Here is a 14,115-nt window from a genome sequence, read left to right as displayed (position 1 = left end):
GCTACTCGGCCGCGACCGGCTCGGTGGAGGTCGACACGGCGCCGGTGTCCACGAGCGTGGCGATCTCCTCGGCGGTGTAGCCGTACTCGGCGAGCAGGGCTGCGGTGTCGGCGCCGGCGAGCGGCGCGACGGCACGCGGGGTGCCCTCCCGGATGGGCAGACCGGCCAGCGCCGGGATCGGCACGGGGGAGTCGATACCGGGCTGGGTCAGCTGCGCGAACAGACCGAGCTGCTCGACGTGCGGCTCTCGCATGAAGGTCAGCGAGTCGTTGATCGGGGCGCACATGATCCGGTGCGAGTTGAACGTCTCGACCCACGTGGCGGTCGTCCTGCCGAGCAGGAGCTCGGCAACGAGGGCACGCAGCTCGGCGGAGGCGCCGGTGTGTGGCTCGGGGGCGCGCAGTGCGCTGTACGGGCGGAACCGGTCGGCCACCAGGCGCTCGTCGTCGCCGAGGGCGGCGCGGAAGCGCGCCCACTCGGTGTCGTTGAGGGCCGCCACGAACATCGTGCCGTCGGCCGTGCGGTAGTTGCCGTAGATCGTGGGCTGGGGGGCGAGCCGCCCCCCGTGCAGCAGCCGCTCGTGCAGGGCGTGCAGGTCCAGCCATGCGGCGGCCTGCAGCAGGGTGAGGTCGAGGTAGGTGCCCCTGCCGGACGTCCGCTTGTCGTACAGGGCGACCGACAGGGCCGAGAAGGTGAACAGCGCCGCGGTGAGGTCGACGGGGATCGTGATCAGCCTGTGCGGTCCGTCGAGGAAGGTCCCGTGCTCGGTCATCAGCCCGGCGTACGCCTGCAGGACGGGGTCCATGGCCGGTCGCTGGGCGTGCGGCCCGTCCTGCCCGAAACCGGACACCGAGGCGTAGACGATCTCGGGGTTGAGCGCGGTCACGGCGTCGTAGGAGAAGCCGAGCCGCCCGATGACACCCGGACGGTACGACTCGACGAACACCTGCGCGCCCGCGACCAGCCGCCTCAGGACCTCCGCGCCCCGCTCCGACTTGAGGTCGACGCAGATGCTGCGCTTGCCCATGTTCCCCGAGACGGTGACCCCGGTGTTCCCGCCGGGCACCTGCGCGGGCGCACGCAGCCAGTCCCCGCCCGGCGGCTCCACCTTGATCACGGTGGCGCCGTACTGCGCGAGCATCATCGTGGCCATGGGGCCGGCGATGCCCTGGCTCAGGTCGACCACCACCACCCCGGTGAACGGCAGGTCCTGAGTCATGTGGTCTCCCGTGGCCGGCACCCCGCCACGCTATCGAAAGGATGCAGGATCGTCTAGATTGGATGCAATTCACCGTGCAACCGGAGACGAGGAGGTCCTCGCATGGACGCCGCGATCGTCGGCCTCGGGATCACCGACGTCGGCCGGGTCTACGGCCGCAGCGCACCCGACTTCGCCGCGGACGCCGTCCGTCGGGCGGTCGCCGACGCCGGGCTCACCCTCGGCGACGTCGACGGGCTGCTGGTCAGCTCCGGCACGACCCGTGATGTCGACGTCTCCCTGCAGCGTCGCCTGGGTCTGCGTGACCTCCGGCTGCTCAGCGAGATGCAGGCGTTCGGGGCCACCGCGGGGGCGATGCTCGCCCACGCCGCCACGGCCGTGACCCACGGCCTCGCCGACGTCGTCGCCTGCGTCTTCGCCGACGCCCCGCGCCGCGCGGGGGAGTCCTCCGGCGCCGCCTACGCCGGCCGTCGCCGGTACGCGCTCACCGGTGCGCCCGCCCTGCGCACCGTCGCGGGCGGCAACCCCACCGTCCAGTACGCCCTCGCCGCGCGCCGGCACATGCAGACCTACGGCACCACGAGCGAGCAGCTCGGAGCGGTCGCCGTCGCGCAGCGGCGGTGGGCCGCGCTCAACCCCCTCGCGGAGATGCGCCGACCGCTCACCCTGGACGAGCACCAGGCGTCACGGTGGATCGCGGAACCGCTGCACCTGCTCGACTGCTGCCTGGTGTCCAACGGCGGCGCCGCCGTCGTCGTCACCCGCGGGGACCGGGCAGCCGACCTCGCCCGGCCACCGGTGCACGTGCTCGGGCTCGGGCAGGGCCACCCCGGGTACCCGGCCCGGTGCGGATCGGACTTCGGTCTCACGACGGGCGCCGCGCGGTCCGGCGCGGACGCGCTGCGGATGGCCGGTGTCCGGACCGGGGACGTCGACGTCGTCGAGCTCTACGACTGCTACACCTACACCGTCGTCGTCACGCTCGAGGACTACGGCTTCTGCGCCAAGGGCGAGGGTGGCCCGTTCGTCGCCGCCGGCCACACCGCACCGGGCGGCTCGTTGCCGGTCAACACCGGGGGCGGCCAGCTGTCGGGCTACTACCTGTGGGGAATGACGCCGCTGACCGAGGCCGTGATGCAGGCCCGCGGGGACGCCGGTGAGCGGCAGGTCCCGAAGCGTGACGTGGTCATGGTCAGCGGCAACGGCGGCATCCTCGACCACCACTCGACCGTGATCCTCTCCCCGCACCGCCGGGAGGCCCGACGATGACCACCCCGGGACCGCCCATCGAGGCCGACGCCGCGACCGCGCCCTTCTTCACCGCCGCCGCCCGCGACGAGCTGCTCCTCCCGCGCTGCACCGGGTGCCGTGAGTGGCACGCACCGGACGTCACGACCTGCTGCGGTCCACTGGAGTGGGCAGCCTCGACAGCCCGCGCAACCCTCGTGACCTGGGCCGTCGTGCACACCGCGCCCCACCCGGACTTCGCCGACGCCGTGGCGTTCCGGACCGCGATCGTCGAGCTGGTCGAAGGGCCGTGGCTGCAGGTCCGGCTCACCGGCACGGACGAGCCCGTAGCCGGGTCGCCCGTCCGCATCGCCTTCGCGCACCCGGCCGAGGGCGCGTCGTACCCCATCGGTGTCCTGGAGGGACCGTGACCGCAGCCGTGACCGCAGCCGTGACCGCAGCCGTGACCGCAGATGTGACCGATCGGCGGCCGATGGCCGGGATGCGGGTCCTCGACCTGACGTCCAACGTGGCCGGACCGCTCGCCTGCCAGGTGCTCGTCGACCTCGGCGCGGAGGTGGTGAAGATCGAACCACCCACCGGCGAGGCGGGCCGCAACATCCGCTCGACGATCCCCGGCCAGGAGGACCTGCGGCCCTACTTCCTGCCGCACCACCGCGGCAAGAAATCGGTGGTCCTCGACCTGCGGAACGACGAGGACGTCGCGCGGCTGCTCGCGCTCGCCGACACCGCGGACGTCTTCGTGCAGGGATTCCGGCCGGGCGTCCTCGACCGGCTCGGACTGGGTGCCGACGTGCTGCGCCGCCGCAACCCCCGGCTCGTCCACGCGTCCCTGTCGGCCTTCTCCGGGGCCGGTGACCAGCATCTCCGGCCCGGGATCGACGCACTGATCCAGGCCGAGTCCGGCCTGCTCACGGGTCTGTCCCGGCCCGACGGTGCCCCGCTGCTCCCAGCACCGACGGTGGTCGACGCCTGCAGCGGGCACGTGCTCGCACAGGCTGTCCTGGCCGCGCTGCTCGCCCGTGAGCGCCACGGCGAGGGCGACGTCGTCGAGGTCGCCCTCTATGACGTCGCGGTCAGCATGCAGGCACCCCACATCACCCGCCAGCTCCACACCGCGCCCGAGCACACCCACCTCACCGAGACGGGGCGGGCGTCGATGGCCGTCGCGCCGTCCGGCCCCTTCCGGGCCGCCGACGGGTGGCTGATGCTCTTCGCGTACGTGCCGAAGCACTGGAACCTGCTCGCCGACGCCCTCGGGCGCCCGGACCTGCGCGAGGACCCACGGTTCGCCGACCAGCTCGAACGCTCCCGCCATCCCGCCGACCTGGCCGCGGCCCTCGAGGAGACCCTGGCCGCGCGCACCGTGGCCGACTGGGTGGAGATCCTGACGGCGGCGGGTGTGATGGCCTCACCCGTCCGCACCTGGGGGTCGGTGATCGGCTCGGCGGCCTTCGCCGAGGCGGAGCTGGCGGTCACCGTGGGGGAGGGCGACCGGGCGGAGCTGGCCATCCGCACCCCGGCCCGCTATCGGGGCTTCACACCGGCCGGCGTGGCCCCGACACCACGGCTCGGCGAGCACACCGACGAGGTGTTGGGGGCGGTGCGGTCATGACCGGCGCGGTCAAGGTGGAGGACGACGACGGCGTCCTCGTGGTGACGATCAACCGCCCGGAGGTCCGCAACGCGGTGAACCGCGCGGTCGCCGAGGGTGTGGCCGCGGCCATGGACCGCCTCGACGCCGATCCGGGACTACGGGCCGGGATCATCACCGGCGCGGGCGGCTGGTTCTGTGCCGGGATGGACCTCAAGGCGTTCGGCGCGGGCGAGCGCCCGAGCGTCGAGGGCCGCGGTTTCGCCGGGCTGGTCGAGCGGCCGCCGGACACACCGCTGATCGCGGCCGTCGAAGGACCGGCGCTCGGCGGCGGTATGGAGATCGCGCTGGCGTGCGACCTCGTGGTCGCGGCGGAGTCCGCGGTGTTCGGGCTGCCGGAGGTGAGGCGCGGGCTCATCGCCGCCGGCGGTGGCCTGTTGCGGCTCCCGGGCCGGGTCCCGCACCACCAGGCGATGGAGATCGCGCTGCTCGGCGACCGGTTCACCGCCGCCGACGCGCATCGCTTCGGCATGGTGAACCGGCTCGTCGCGGACGGCACGGCGCTGGCCACCGCACGGGAGCTCGCCGCCCGCATCGCCGCCAACGGCCCGCTCGCCGTCGCGGCGACGAAGCAGGTGTTGACGGCGGGCTGGTCGGCCGATGCGGCGGGTTTCGCCGCGCAGGCAGGGCCGGCGCACCGGGTGCGCACCTCGGCGGACGCTTCCGAGGGGGCCCGCGCCTTCCTCGAGAAGCGGGATCCGAGGTGGAGCGCTCGGTAGTAAATGGGATCCAGTATTGACGTAATGGTATCCTGAAAGTAGCGTCGTCGGTGAACGAGGGCGGCTCGCCACGCGCACCGATGCGCCGGCCGGTGGGCCGCGGAGGAGTCGGCGAGTGAACGAGACCGAACGTCGCGCCGCGATCATCGACCGGCTGACCAGCGGGGACGGTGAGTTCGCACTCCGCCGGGCCCGCATCGGCCGCGTCGAGCAGCCCGTGTACGTGCACGCTCCGACCAATCTCCGTGAGGTCATGGCAGGGGGCGGCCACTGGGGCGACCGGCTAGCCCTCACCTACGAGGACGAGCACCGCACCTGGGCGCAGCACCAGGACACGGTGGACCGGTTCACCACGCTCCTCGTCGACCGGTACGGGATCGGCAAGGGCGACCGGGTCGCCGTCGCGATGCGCAACCATCCGGAGTGGATCGCGGCGTTCGCGGCGGCGGTGAGCGTCGGTGCCGTCTGCGTCCCGCTCAACGCGTGGTGGACCGGCCCGGAGCTGGTCGACGCGCTCGCCGACTGCGGGGCCCGGGTCCTCGTCGCGGACCGGGAACGCACCGAGGCCGTCCAGGCCCGCCGCGGCGAGCTGCCCGCGCTGCGGGCGGTGGTCGAGGTCCGCCCGGGCGAGGTCGTCCGCGGCGACGACGAGTGGGCCGCCGTCCTCGCGGGAGAGCACCGCCGGTTCGACCCGGCCACCGTCCCCATCGATCCGGACGACGACGCCACGATCCTCTACACCTCCGGCACCAGCGGTCGGCCCAAGGGCGCCGTCGCCACCCACCGCGCCCACCTCACGACGTTGATGAACATGCGCGTGCACGCCGTGGTCGAGTCCGAGCTGGCCCAAGCCCGCGGTGACGAGGTACCGCCGCCCCCGGAGCGGCCGACGATGCTGGTCACCGGCCCGCTGTTCCACGTCGCCTACCTGCCCCGGGTCGTCTCGGCCGCGGTCACCGGGCTGCACCTGGTCCTGATGTACCGCTGGGACGCACGCCGGGCCGTCGAGCTGATCGCGCGCGAGGAGGTCGACTCGCTCACCGCGGTCCCGCCCGTCGCTCGGCAGCTGATGGACGAGATCGAACGCACCGGCACCCGGTTGCCGTCGCTGCGCACCCTCGCGACGGGCGGCGCGCAGTCGACCGCCGCACTGGTGGGCCGGATCGGGAGCCTGTTCGACGGCCGGACCGGCACCGGTACCGGGTACGGGCTCACCGAGACCACCGGCGCCATGATGATGATCGGGTCGCGCGACTACTTCGCCCGCCCCCTGTCGGTGGGCCGGGCCTTCCCGACCTCGCAGGTCAGGGTGGTCGGGGCGGACGGGGTGGACGTCGGCACCGACGAGGTCGGCGAGGCCTGGTTCCGCGGACCGAACGTCGCTCGCGGCTACTGGAACCAGGAGACCGCGGCGTTCACCGCCGACGGCTGGTTCCGCACCGGCGACCTGGTCCGCAGGGACGCCGACGGCTTCGTCCACATCGTCGACCGGATCAAGGACGTCGTGATCCGGGGCGGCGAGAACGTCTACTGCGCCGAGGTCGAGGAACGTCTCGCCGACCATCCGGCGGTCGAGGACGTCTCCGTCGTCGGCGTACCGCACCACCGGCTCGGCGAGGAGGTCGCCGCGGTCGTGCAGCTGCGGCCCGGGGCAGTGGTCACCGCCGAGGACCTGCGGGCCCACGCCGGGCTGCGCCTCGCGCCCTTCAAGATCCCGACCCGCTTCCTCATCGGCCCGGACCCGTTGCCGCGCAACGCCGCGGGCAAGGTGCTCAAACGGGAGCTCCGCGGCCTCGTCGACCATGCCGGCCCTCTGAGCAGATCGGAACCCTCGTGACCACCACAGAAACCACACCCACCTACGAGGAGATCCTCTACGCGGTCGCGGACCGGGTGGCCACGGTCACCCTGAACGTCCCGGACAAGCGCAACCGGCTCAGCTACCTGATGCGCCGCGAGATCATCCACGCCCTGCGCTCCGCCGAGGCCGACGACGACGTGGCGGTCGTGCTCATCCGCGCGGCCGGGCCGTCGTTCAGCGCCGGGTACGACCTCTCGACCGGCCCGAAGACCAGTGGCAGGCAGAACGCGAGCTACTACCAGGACGACGGCGTCCGGCCCGAGCGCTGGGTCGACGCGGCGGAGTTCGACGGCTGGACCGACCAGTGGGCGCGCAGCTGCGTGCGGGACTGGTACACGATCTGGGACCTGCTCAAGCCCGTCGTCGCCATGGTGCACGGGCACTGCGTCGCCGGCGGCACCGAGCTCATGTCCATGTGCGACATCGCCTTCGTCGCCGACGACGCCAGGATCGGCTACCCGCCCATGCGGGCGATGACCAGCCCGGACGTGCCGTTCTTCCCCTGGAAGATGACCATGGCGCACGCCAAGTACCTGCAGCTGACCGGCAACTCGGTCACCGGCGCGGAGGCGGCCCGGATGGGCTGGGTCGTGAAGTCCTTCCCAGCCGACGAGCTGGAGGCGCAGACGCAGCGCGAGCTGCGGGCGATCTCGTCGATCGCCCCGGGGCTGCTGGCCGCGAACAAGCACTCGGTCAACCAGGCCTACGAGATCCAGGGCATGAAGACGCACTTCGACCAGTCCTGGTCGTGGCACTCCTTCAGCGGCAACTTCCGGCCCGGCGCCCGGGGGTTCCGCGAACGGCTCGACGAGGGCGGGCTGCAGGCCGCCCTCGACTGGCGCGACGGCGCCTTCCGGGCCGAGGGGTTCGTCTGATGTCCGACGTCGACGTCGTCCGGGCCGCGATCGAGCAGCTGCTGCGCGACCACCCGCCCGCGACGACCGCGCGCCGGGAGTTCCTTGCCGCCCAGTTCGAGGCCGGCCTGGCCTGGGTGCACTTCCCGGTCGGCCTGGGCGGCCTGGACGTCGCGCCGCAGCTGCAGCGGGAGGTGGTGCGGCGCCTCGCCGAGGCCGGTGCCCCCGACGGCCCCGCGACCAACCGGCTCGGCTACGCGATGGGTGCCCCGACCGTCGTCGCCTGGGGGGACCGCGCCCAGCAGGAGCGCTACCTGCGGCCGCTGTTCGTCGGGGACGAGCGCTGGTGTCAGCTGTTCTCCGAGCCCGGCGCCGGCTCGGACCTGGCGGGCCTGACCACCCGCGCCGTCCGCGACGGCGACGACTGGATCGTCAACGGGCAGAAGGTGTGGAGCTCGATGGCGACGATCTCCGACGTCGGGATGCTGATCGTCCGCACCGATCCGGAGCTGCCCAAGCACCAGGGCCTGACCTACTTCCTGCTCGACATGCGGGCGCCCGGGGTCGACATCCGGCCGTTGCGGCAGATGACGGGCGAGGCCGAGTTCAACGAGGTCTACCTGACCGACGTGCGCGTCCCCGACACCGCGCGCATCGGTGCGGTGTCGGCGGGCTGGAAGGTGGCCATGACGACGCTCATGGAGGAGCGCGTCGTGTTCAACCGCGAGCGCGACGAGGCGGGTCCGGTGGAGCTCGCGCTGGACCTGTACCGGCGCCGCGAGCGCGATCCCGAGCTGCGGACACGGATGATCGGCATGTGGATCCGGGGCCGGGTGCAACGCCTCAACACCGTGCGCGCGGCGGCGACGCGGACGGCCGGCGTCCCTGGTCCCGAGGGCTCGATCGGCAAGCTCGTCCACGCCGAGCTGAACCAGGACGCCCTGGAGCTCTGCCTGGACCTGCTCGGCGACGAGAGCCTGCTCTACGACTCCTACGAGCCGGCCGCCTACACCGAGAAGTCCCTGGCCGGCCAGGGCGACGCCGATCTGCGCCGCCGGTTCCTGCGCTCGCGGGCCCAGTCGATCGAGGGTGGCACGTCGGAGATCATGCGCACGATCCTGGCCGACCGGGTGCTCGGCCTGCCGCCGGAACCACGCGTCGACAAGGACCTCCCCTTCTCCCGGATCCCGCGGGGCTGAGCCATGGACAACACGATGAGCAGCAACGACGACCGCGACGACCTCCGCCGCGTGGTCCGCACCCTCCTCGAACGGCGGTCGACGGAGGCCGACGTCCGCAGGCTGATCGAGGACGCCACCGGCTACGACCGGGACCTCTGGGCGGTGATGGCCGACCAGCTCGGCCTGCAGGGGATGGCGGTCCCGGAGGCCCACGGCGGCTCCGGGTTCGGCTACGAGGAGCTGTGCGTGGTGTTCGAGGAGATGGGCAGGGCGCTGCTGCCGTCGCCCTTCTTCGCCACCGTCGCCCTCGCCACGAACGTCCTGCAGCACAGCGGCGACGAGGACGCGTGCAAGCGCTGGCTGCCCGCGATCGCGGGCGGTGAGCTGATCGCGACGCTCGCGCTGGGCGAGGAGGACGGCGGCTGGGACGACACCGCCGTCCGGATGCGGGCCGAGCCCGACGGGGCAGGCTGGACCCTGACCGGGGCGAAACGCTTCGTCCCGGCCGCGCACGTCGCCGACCTGCTGCTGGTCGCCGCGCACACGGCGGACGGCCTGTCGCTGTTCGCGGTCGAGCCGCGGGACCCGGGCTGCACCGTCGAGGTCGAGCTGACCCTGGACCTGACCCGCCCGCTCTCGCGTGTCGTCCTCGACCGGGTGCCTGCGCTGCTCGTAGGGAGCAGCGGCCAGGCGTGGGACGGGCTGCGGCGGGCACTGCGCCTCGCCGCGGTGGCGCTGGCCGCGGAGCAGGTCGGTGGGGCGCAACGGGTCCTGGAGATGACGGTCGAGTACGCGAAGGTCCGCCACCAGTTCGGCCGGCCCATCGGGTCCTTCCAGGCCGTGAAGCACAAGCTGGCCGACGTGCTCGTCGCCCTCGAGTCGGCCCGGTCCGCCGCCCAGGACGCCGCGCGCGCGGCGGCCCAGGGCGACCCGGAGTTCGAGTTGGCCGCGTCGGTCGCGAAGGCGGTCTGCTCGGACACGTTCACGCGCGCGGCCGCGACGGCGATCCAGCTGCACGGCGGTATCGGCTTCACCTGGGAGCACCCGGCGCAGCTGTACTACAAACGGGCCAGGAGCAGCGAGTTCCTCCTCGGTACCCCGGGCCACCATCGTGACCTCGTCGGCCGGGCGATCGGGGTCTGACGTGGAACGTTTCCGAGACGTGGGTCGCCGGCTGCGCAACTGGCACCGCTGGGGCCCCGACGACGAGCTGGGCACCCTCAACCTCATCACCCCCGAGGCGGTGGTCGCTGCGGCGGGGCTGGTGCGGACAGGCCGGATCTTCGATCTCGGCATCCCCTTCGGCGCCGACGGCCCGCAGCCCGGCGGCGCCCGGATCAACCCGGTGCACCTCATGCGCGACACCGGCGCCGGCCAGGTGTACCCGGGTGGGATGCACTTCGCCGACGACTACGTCTTCATGCCCCTGCAGGCGGCCTCCCAGTGGGACGCGCTGTCCCACGTCTTCTACGACGACCTGCTCTACAACGGCTATCCGGCCGCGGAGGTGGGCCCCCGCGGGGCGGGGAAGCTCTCGATCGACAAGTTCGGCAAGGGCGTCGTCGGGCGCGGGGTGTTGCTCGACGTCGCGCGTCTGAAGGGCGTGGACCACCTCGAACGCGGCTACGCGATCACGCCCGCCGACCTCGACGAGGCCGCCCGGACCCAGGGCGTGCGGGTGGGCGCGGGCGACATCCTGCTGGTCCGGACGGGATGGCGCCGCGTCTTCACGACGACGCGCGACGCCGCGGTGTTCATGGACGGTGAGCCCGGCATCGGGCTGGCCTGTGCGCAGTGGCTCTACGACCGTGACGTGGCGGCACTGTGCTCGGACAACTGGGCGATCGAGGTGCTGCCCGGCGAGGGCGACGAGAAGTTCGCCGTGCACTGCGTCCTGATCCGGGACATGGGCATGCCGCTGGGCGAGATCCTCGACTTCGAGGAGCTCGCTGCGGACTGTGCGGACGACGGGGTCTACGAGTTCCTGTTCACGGGCCCGCCGATCAAGTTCGTGGGCGCGGTCGGGTCACCCGTCAACCCGCTCGCGATCAAGTGACGCCTGCAGGATCGACGGAGGTGACGACCGCGATCCGCCAGGGATCGCGGTCGTCGGTCCGGACCAGCAGGTAGAGGACGTCGAAGTCCTCGAGCGGGGCACCCGACAGGTCGTGCCGGGTGCCCCGCGCACGCAGCAGGACCGTGCGCGGGTCGAGCACCGTCACCGTGCGGGAGGTCGTGGAGGCGCCCCCGTACCGACGCGCGGCCATGCCCTCCCAGGTCGCGGCCAACCACGCGCGGATCTCGGTGTCGGTCGCGAACGTGCCGGGGTCACCCTTCGACACCCGGCACAGCGGCGCGACGAAGTGCCCGGCGGTCGCGTCGGGATCGAAGCGTTGGAAGTCGGCGAGGTACGTGGCGTAGGTCGCGAGCACCGATCGCTCGATCTCGCCGACCGGTGTGCTGGCCGTGCTGGAACCCATCGAAACCTCCTCGTCGGAACCCCGGGTCGCGTCGTCAGGCGACGCCGCGCGCCCACTCCTCGAGGGTGGTGACCGGCAAGCCGAACGCGCGCAGGTACTCCGGGAACGCCGGCGCGGGGTGTGCGCTGAGGTAGCCCTGGGACTGCTGGAACACCTCGGGCAACCCGTCGGCGATCGCGGCGTCGCGGCTCGCCGGCAACGTGATCGGCCGGCCCCACACCCTGGACAGCGTGGCCGCCGCCTGGCGGAGGCTGATCCGATCGCCCGCCAGCTCCAACTCGACGGCGTCGAACCGCTGCGGGTCGGCGAACGCGGCCGCCGCCGCGGAGGCGATGTCGGCGACCGCGACGAACGCCTGCGGCACATCGAGGTCGTAGCCGACGAGGATCTTCTCCGTGGAGCCCGGCGCGTAGAAGTAGGAGGGCGCCAGGAAGTTCTCCATGAAGGCCGACGGCCGCAGGATCGTGGTCGACCGGGCTCCGGCGTCGCGCAGCGCGTCCTCGGTCAGCGTCTTGACGCGGAAGGCGTGCCCGACGAACGGGCCCCAGCGCTCCTCGTCGATGATCCGGGTGGCCCCCGAGGCCGAGGTGTGCACGATCTGCGGCACACCGGCCGCGGCGGCCGCGGCGGCGAGGGTCCGGGCGCGGTCGATCTCGGTGTCGGCACCCAGGTTCGCGAAGTCGGGGGTCTGGACGGAGAACAGGCCGCGGGCCCCGTCGAGGGCCGGCTTCAGCGACTCCGGCTCGTCCAGGTCACCGTGGACGAGCCGGGCCCCGAGCGCTTCCAGGGCGCGGGCCTTCTCGCTGCCGGTGTCGCGGACGAGCGCGTGGACCGGTGTCCCGGCCGCGACGAGGGCGCGGGCGACGGCGCCTCCCTGTTGCCCCGTCGCGCCGGTGACCAGGACGAATTCGCTCACGGGAGTACTCCTCGGATCGACTGCGGATTAAATGGGGTGTCACCCCGTTTATCTCTGGGCTACGATATCGAGGACCACCCCGGTTGTCGAGGAGAGGAGCGCCGTGCCTGCGGTGAAGACGTTGCGCGCGGACGGTCGTCGCAACCGGGAGCGGCTGCTCGCAGCGGCCGCGGAGCTCATCCGCCAGGAGGGCGCGCAGGCCTCGCTGGAGGAGATCGCGCGCCGCGCGGGCCTCGGCTCGGCGACCCTGCACCGGCACTTCCCGTCCCGGTACGCGCTGCTGGAGGCGGTCTACAGGGACGGTGTCGAGCAGCTGTGTGAGCACGCCGCTTCGCAGCCCGGTGAGGACCCGGCCGCCGAGCTCGACACCTGGGTCGAGGACACCACGGCCTACATCGCCGACAACCGCGGCCTCGGGATCGCCCTGCTGGGCAGCGCCGACACCGTCGAGGACGACGGCCTCACCGCCGACGAGATCTGCGTGACCGACCGGCTGATCGACGAGCTGCAGATCCTGGTGGACCGGGCCGCGCACGCGGGTGTGCTGCGCGCCGGCGTGACCGGCAGCGACCTGATGACCCTGATGAACGCGATCGGCACCGCGACCGAGAAGGACTCCATGACCGCGCGGCGCCTGGTGCGTCTCGCGCTCACGGGAGTCCACCCCTGCCCGTGACGGGAGGGGGGCGGCGTCAGGAGTCGAGCCGTCTCGCCACGGCGGCCATCCGCGCCAGCTCGACCAGCAGGTCGCGGACGTGCGGGGGATGGGCATCGGGGTCCTCCAGCGGCGGCCGGCTCAATCCGTAGGCGTCGACGAGTGGCACCGCCGCCCCGGTCGCGCGCTCCTTCCGGGCCAGCGCGGCTGCGACGTACGGGGCCAGCTCGGCGTCCCTGCGCGCCCTGATCTCCGCGTGCTGTGCGGCGAAACCGGGCAGCACCTCGGCGGCGAACAGCTCGAGCGAGGCCCGGACCTCGGCGTAGGGCAGCCGCCCGAACTGGTGGAGCAGGATCGTCTGGTCCAGTCCGGCGTCCTGGTACGCGCGCAGTCTCTCGACGAGCTCGGCGGGGGACCCGATGGCGTGCTCGCCGCGGTGGGGGATGGTGCCGCCGAGCTCCTCACGGACCGTCTCCGAGCGCTCCCACACGTCCGTGGCTCCGGGCCGGTGCCGGCCGAACACGTGGTAGTGCCGCACGGCGTAGGTGAAGAAGCTGCCGGCCCGCTCCCCGCGCTCCTTCGCCACGTCGGCGTCGGGATGGCAGTGGAAGGGGACCATCGTCGCGACCCGCGGGTTCACGGTGTGCCCGATCGGCACACACTCACGTCGGAACGTCTCGTGGTAGTCCTCGACGACGGTCTTCGCCTCGGCGGGGTCGAAGAAGGAGTGCGCGAGCGCCCCGATCCCGAGGCGCGCCGCGAGACGGACCGTCTCGTCGTCCGAGCAGGCGATCCACAGTGGCGGATGGGGCCGCTGCACGGGCTTGGGCACGACGTTGCGCGCGGGCATCGAGAAGTGCGTGCCGACGTACCCCGGGTACGGCTCCCGGGCCATCATCTCGGTGACCTGGCCGAGCGCCTCGAGTGACATCTCGTGGCGCGCGTGCGGATCGACGCCGAAGCCCTCCAGCTCCATCCGGGTCTTCGAGTGGCCGATGCCGAACTCGACGCGCCCACGTGAGAGCACGTCGAGTGTCGCGATCCGCTCGGCGACCCGCGCGGGCTCGTTGTAGCCCGGTGGCATCAGGACGACGGCGTGCCCCAGCCTGATCGTTCGGGTCCGCTGGCTCGCCGCCGCCAGGAACACCTCCGGCGCCGACGAGTGGGAGTACTCCTCGAGAAAATGCTGTTCCGGGGACCAGGCGTAGTCGAAGCCGAGCCGGTCGGCCAGTTCGACCTGGTCGAGACTCTCCTGGAACATGGCCGGCTCTGCGTCCGGTCCCCACGGTCGGGGAAGCTGCTGGGCGAAGAAGAGCCCGAACTCCACG

14 protein-coding genes are annotated in these 14,115 nt (G+C 72.7%); 10 read left to right on the top strand and 4 right to left on the bottom strand.

Translation table 11 applies throughout. The features are described 5' to 3' along the window. Position 1: 1 nt before the first annotated feature. Positions 2-1,240: a CaiB/BaiF CoA-transferase family protein gene (locus tag TOK_RS02945; protein WP_098956200.1), complete on the bottom strand. Its 1,239-nt coding sequence runs from the start codon at positions 1,238-1,240 to the stop codon at positions 2-4. 81 nt (positions 1,241-1,321) lie between these two features. Here TOK_RS02945 and TOK_RS02940 point away from each other — a divergent pair, with 81 nt between their 5' ends. The 9 genes from TOK_RS02940 to TOK_RS02900 all read left to right on the top strand — a co-directional run bounded on the left by TOK_RS02940 (position 1,322) and on the right by TOK_RS02900 (position 10,792). Continuing rightward, entirely contained in the window at positions 1,322-2,488 is a 1,167-nt protein-coding gene (locus TOK_RS02940; RefSeq protein WP_098956199.1) for a sterol carrier protein, read from the top strand. Next, entirely contained in the window at positions 2,485-2,877 is a 393-nt protein-coding gene (locus tag TOK_RS02935; protein WP_098956198.1) for a Zn-ribbon domain-containing OB-fold protein, read from the top strand. The genes TOK_RS02940 and TOK_RS02935 overlap by 4 nt, the downstream gene beginning before the upstream one ends. Beyond that, the gene (locus TOK_RS02930; RefSeq protein ID WP_253258141.1) at positions 2,874-4,082 is read left to right on the top strand and encodes a CaiB/BaiF CoA-transferase family protein; all 1,209 of its coding nucleotides are present in this window, start codon (positions 2,874-2,876) and stop codon (positions 4,080-4,082) included. The genes TOK_RS02935 and TOK_RS02930 overlap by 4 nt, the downstream gene beginning before the upstream one ends. Then, complete coding sequence (locus TOK_RS02925; RefSeq protein ID WP_098956197.1) at positions 4,079-4,840, top strand: crotonase/enoyl-CoA hydratase family protein; 762 nt, start codon at positions 4,079-4,081, stop codon at positions 4,838-4,840. The genes TOK_RS02930 and TOK_RS02925 overlap by 4 nt, the downstream gene beginning before the upstream one ends. Before the next feature lie 115 nt (positions 4,841-4,955). After that, on the top strand, positions 4,956-6,677 hold the full coding sequence (locus TOK_RS02920) for a class I adenylate-forming enzyme family protein (protein ID WP_098956196.1): 1,722 nt from the start codon (positions 4,956-4,958) through the stop codon (positions 6,675-6,677). After that, positions 6,674-7,576: an enoyl-CoA hydratase-related protein gene (locus TOK_RS02915; RefSeq protein ID WP_253258140.1), complete on the top strand. Its 903-nt coding sequence runs from the start codon at positions 6,674-6,676 to the stop codon at positions 7,574-7,576. The genes TOK_RS02920 and TOK_RS02915 overlap by 4 nt, the downstream gene beginning before the upstream one ends. Continuing rightward, entirely contained in the window at positions 7,576-8,754 is a 1,179-nt protein-coding gene (locus TOK_RS02910) for an acyl-CoA dehydrogenase family protein (RefSeq protein WP_172457372.1), read from the top strand. The genes TOK_RS02915 and TOK_RS02910 overlap by 1 nt, the downstream gene beginning before the upstream one ends. Before the next feature lie 15 nt (positions 8,755-8,769). Beyond that, positions 8,770-9,879, top strand: a complete 1,110-nt coding sequence (locus TOK_RS02905) for an acyl-CoA dehydrogenase family protein (protein ID WP_098956270.1) — start codon at positions 8,770-8,772, stop codon at positions 9,877-9,879. Between the two features lies 1 nt (position 9,880). Further along, a complete protein-coding gene (locus TOK_RS02900) occupies positions 9,881-10,792 on the top strand; it encodes a cyclase family protein (RefSeq protein WP_098956194.1) in 912 nt (303 codons plus the stop codon). Here TOK_RS02900 and TOK_RS02895 read toward each other — a convergent pair. Next, positions 10,785-11,216: a hypothetical protein gene (locus tag TOK_RS02895; RefSeq protein WP_216361827.1), complete on the bottom strand. Its 432-nt coding sequence runs from the start codon at positions 11,214-11,216 to the stop codon at positions 10,785-10,787. The genes TOK_RS02900 and TOK_RS02895 overlap by 8 nt on opposite strands. Before the next feature lie 34 nt (positions 11,217-11,250). Continuing rightward, positions 11,251-12,132, bottom strand: a complete 882-nt coding sequence (locus TOK_RS02890; RefSeq protein WP_098956193.1) for an NmrA family NAD(P)-binding protein — start codon at positions 12,130-12,132, stop codon at positions 11,251-11,253. Positions 12,133-12,235: 103 nt separating this feature from the next. Here TOK_RS02890 and TOK_RS02885 point away from each other — a divergent pair, with 103 nt between their 5' ends. After that, the gene (locus TOK_RS02885; protein WP_098956192.1) at positions 12,236-12,808 is read left to right on the top strand and encodes a TetR/AcrR family transcriptional regulator; all 573 of its coding nucleotides are present in this window, start codon (positions 12,236-12,238) and stop codon (positions 12,806-12,808) included. A gap of 16 nt (positions 12,809-12,824) precedes the next feature. Here the strand turns inward: TOK_RS02885 and TOK_RS02880 are convergent, their stop codons facing one another. Then, complete coding sequence (locus tag TOK_RS02880) at positions 12,825-14,114, bottom strand: LLM class flavin-dependent oxidoreductase (RefSeq protein WP_098956191.1); 1,290 nt, start codon at positions 14,112-14,114, stop codon at positions 12,825-12,827. Position 14,115: the final 1 nt, after the last annotated feature.

This window comes from Pseudonocardia sp. N23 (genome assembly GCF_002583555.1).
In the GTDB taxonomy this organism is placed as follows: domain Bacteria; phylum Actinomycetota; class Actinomycetes; order Mycobacteriales; family Pseudonocardiaceae; genus Pseudonocardia.
Note: the sequence above shows the minus strand (reverse complement) of the source record. Positions and strands in the feature narration are given on the sequence as shown.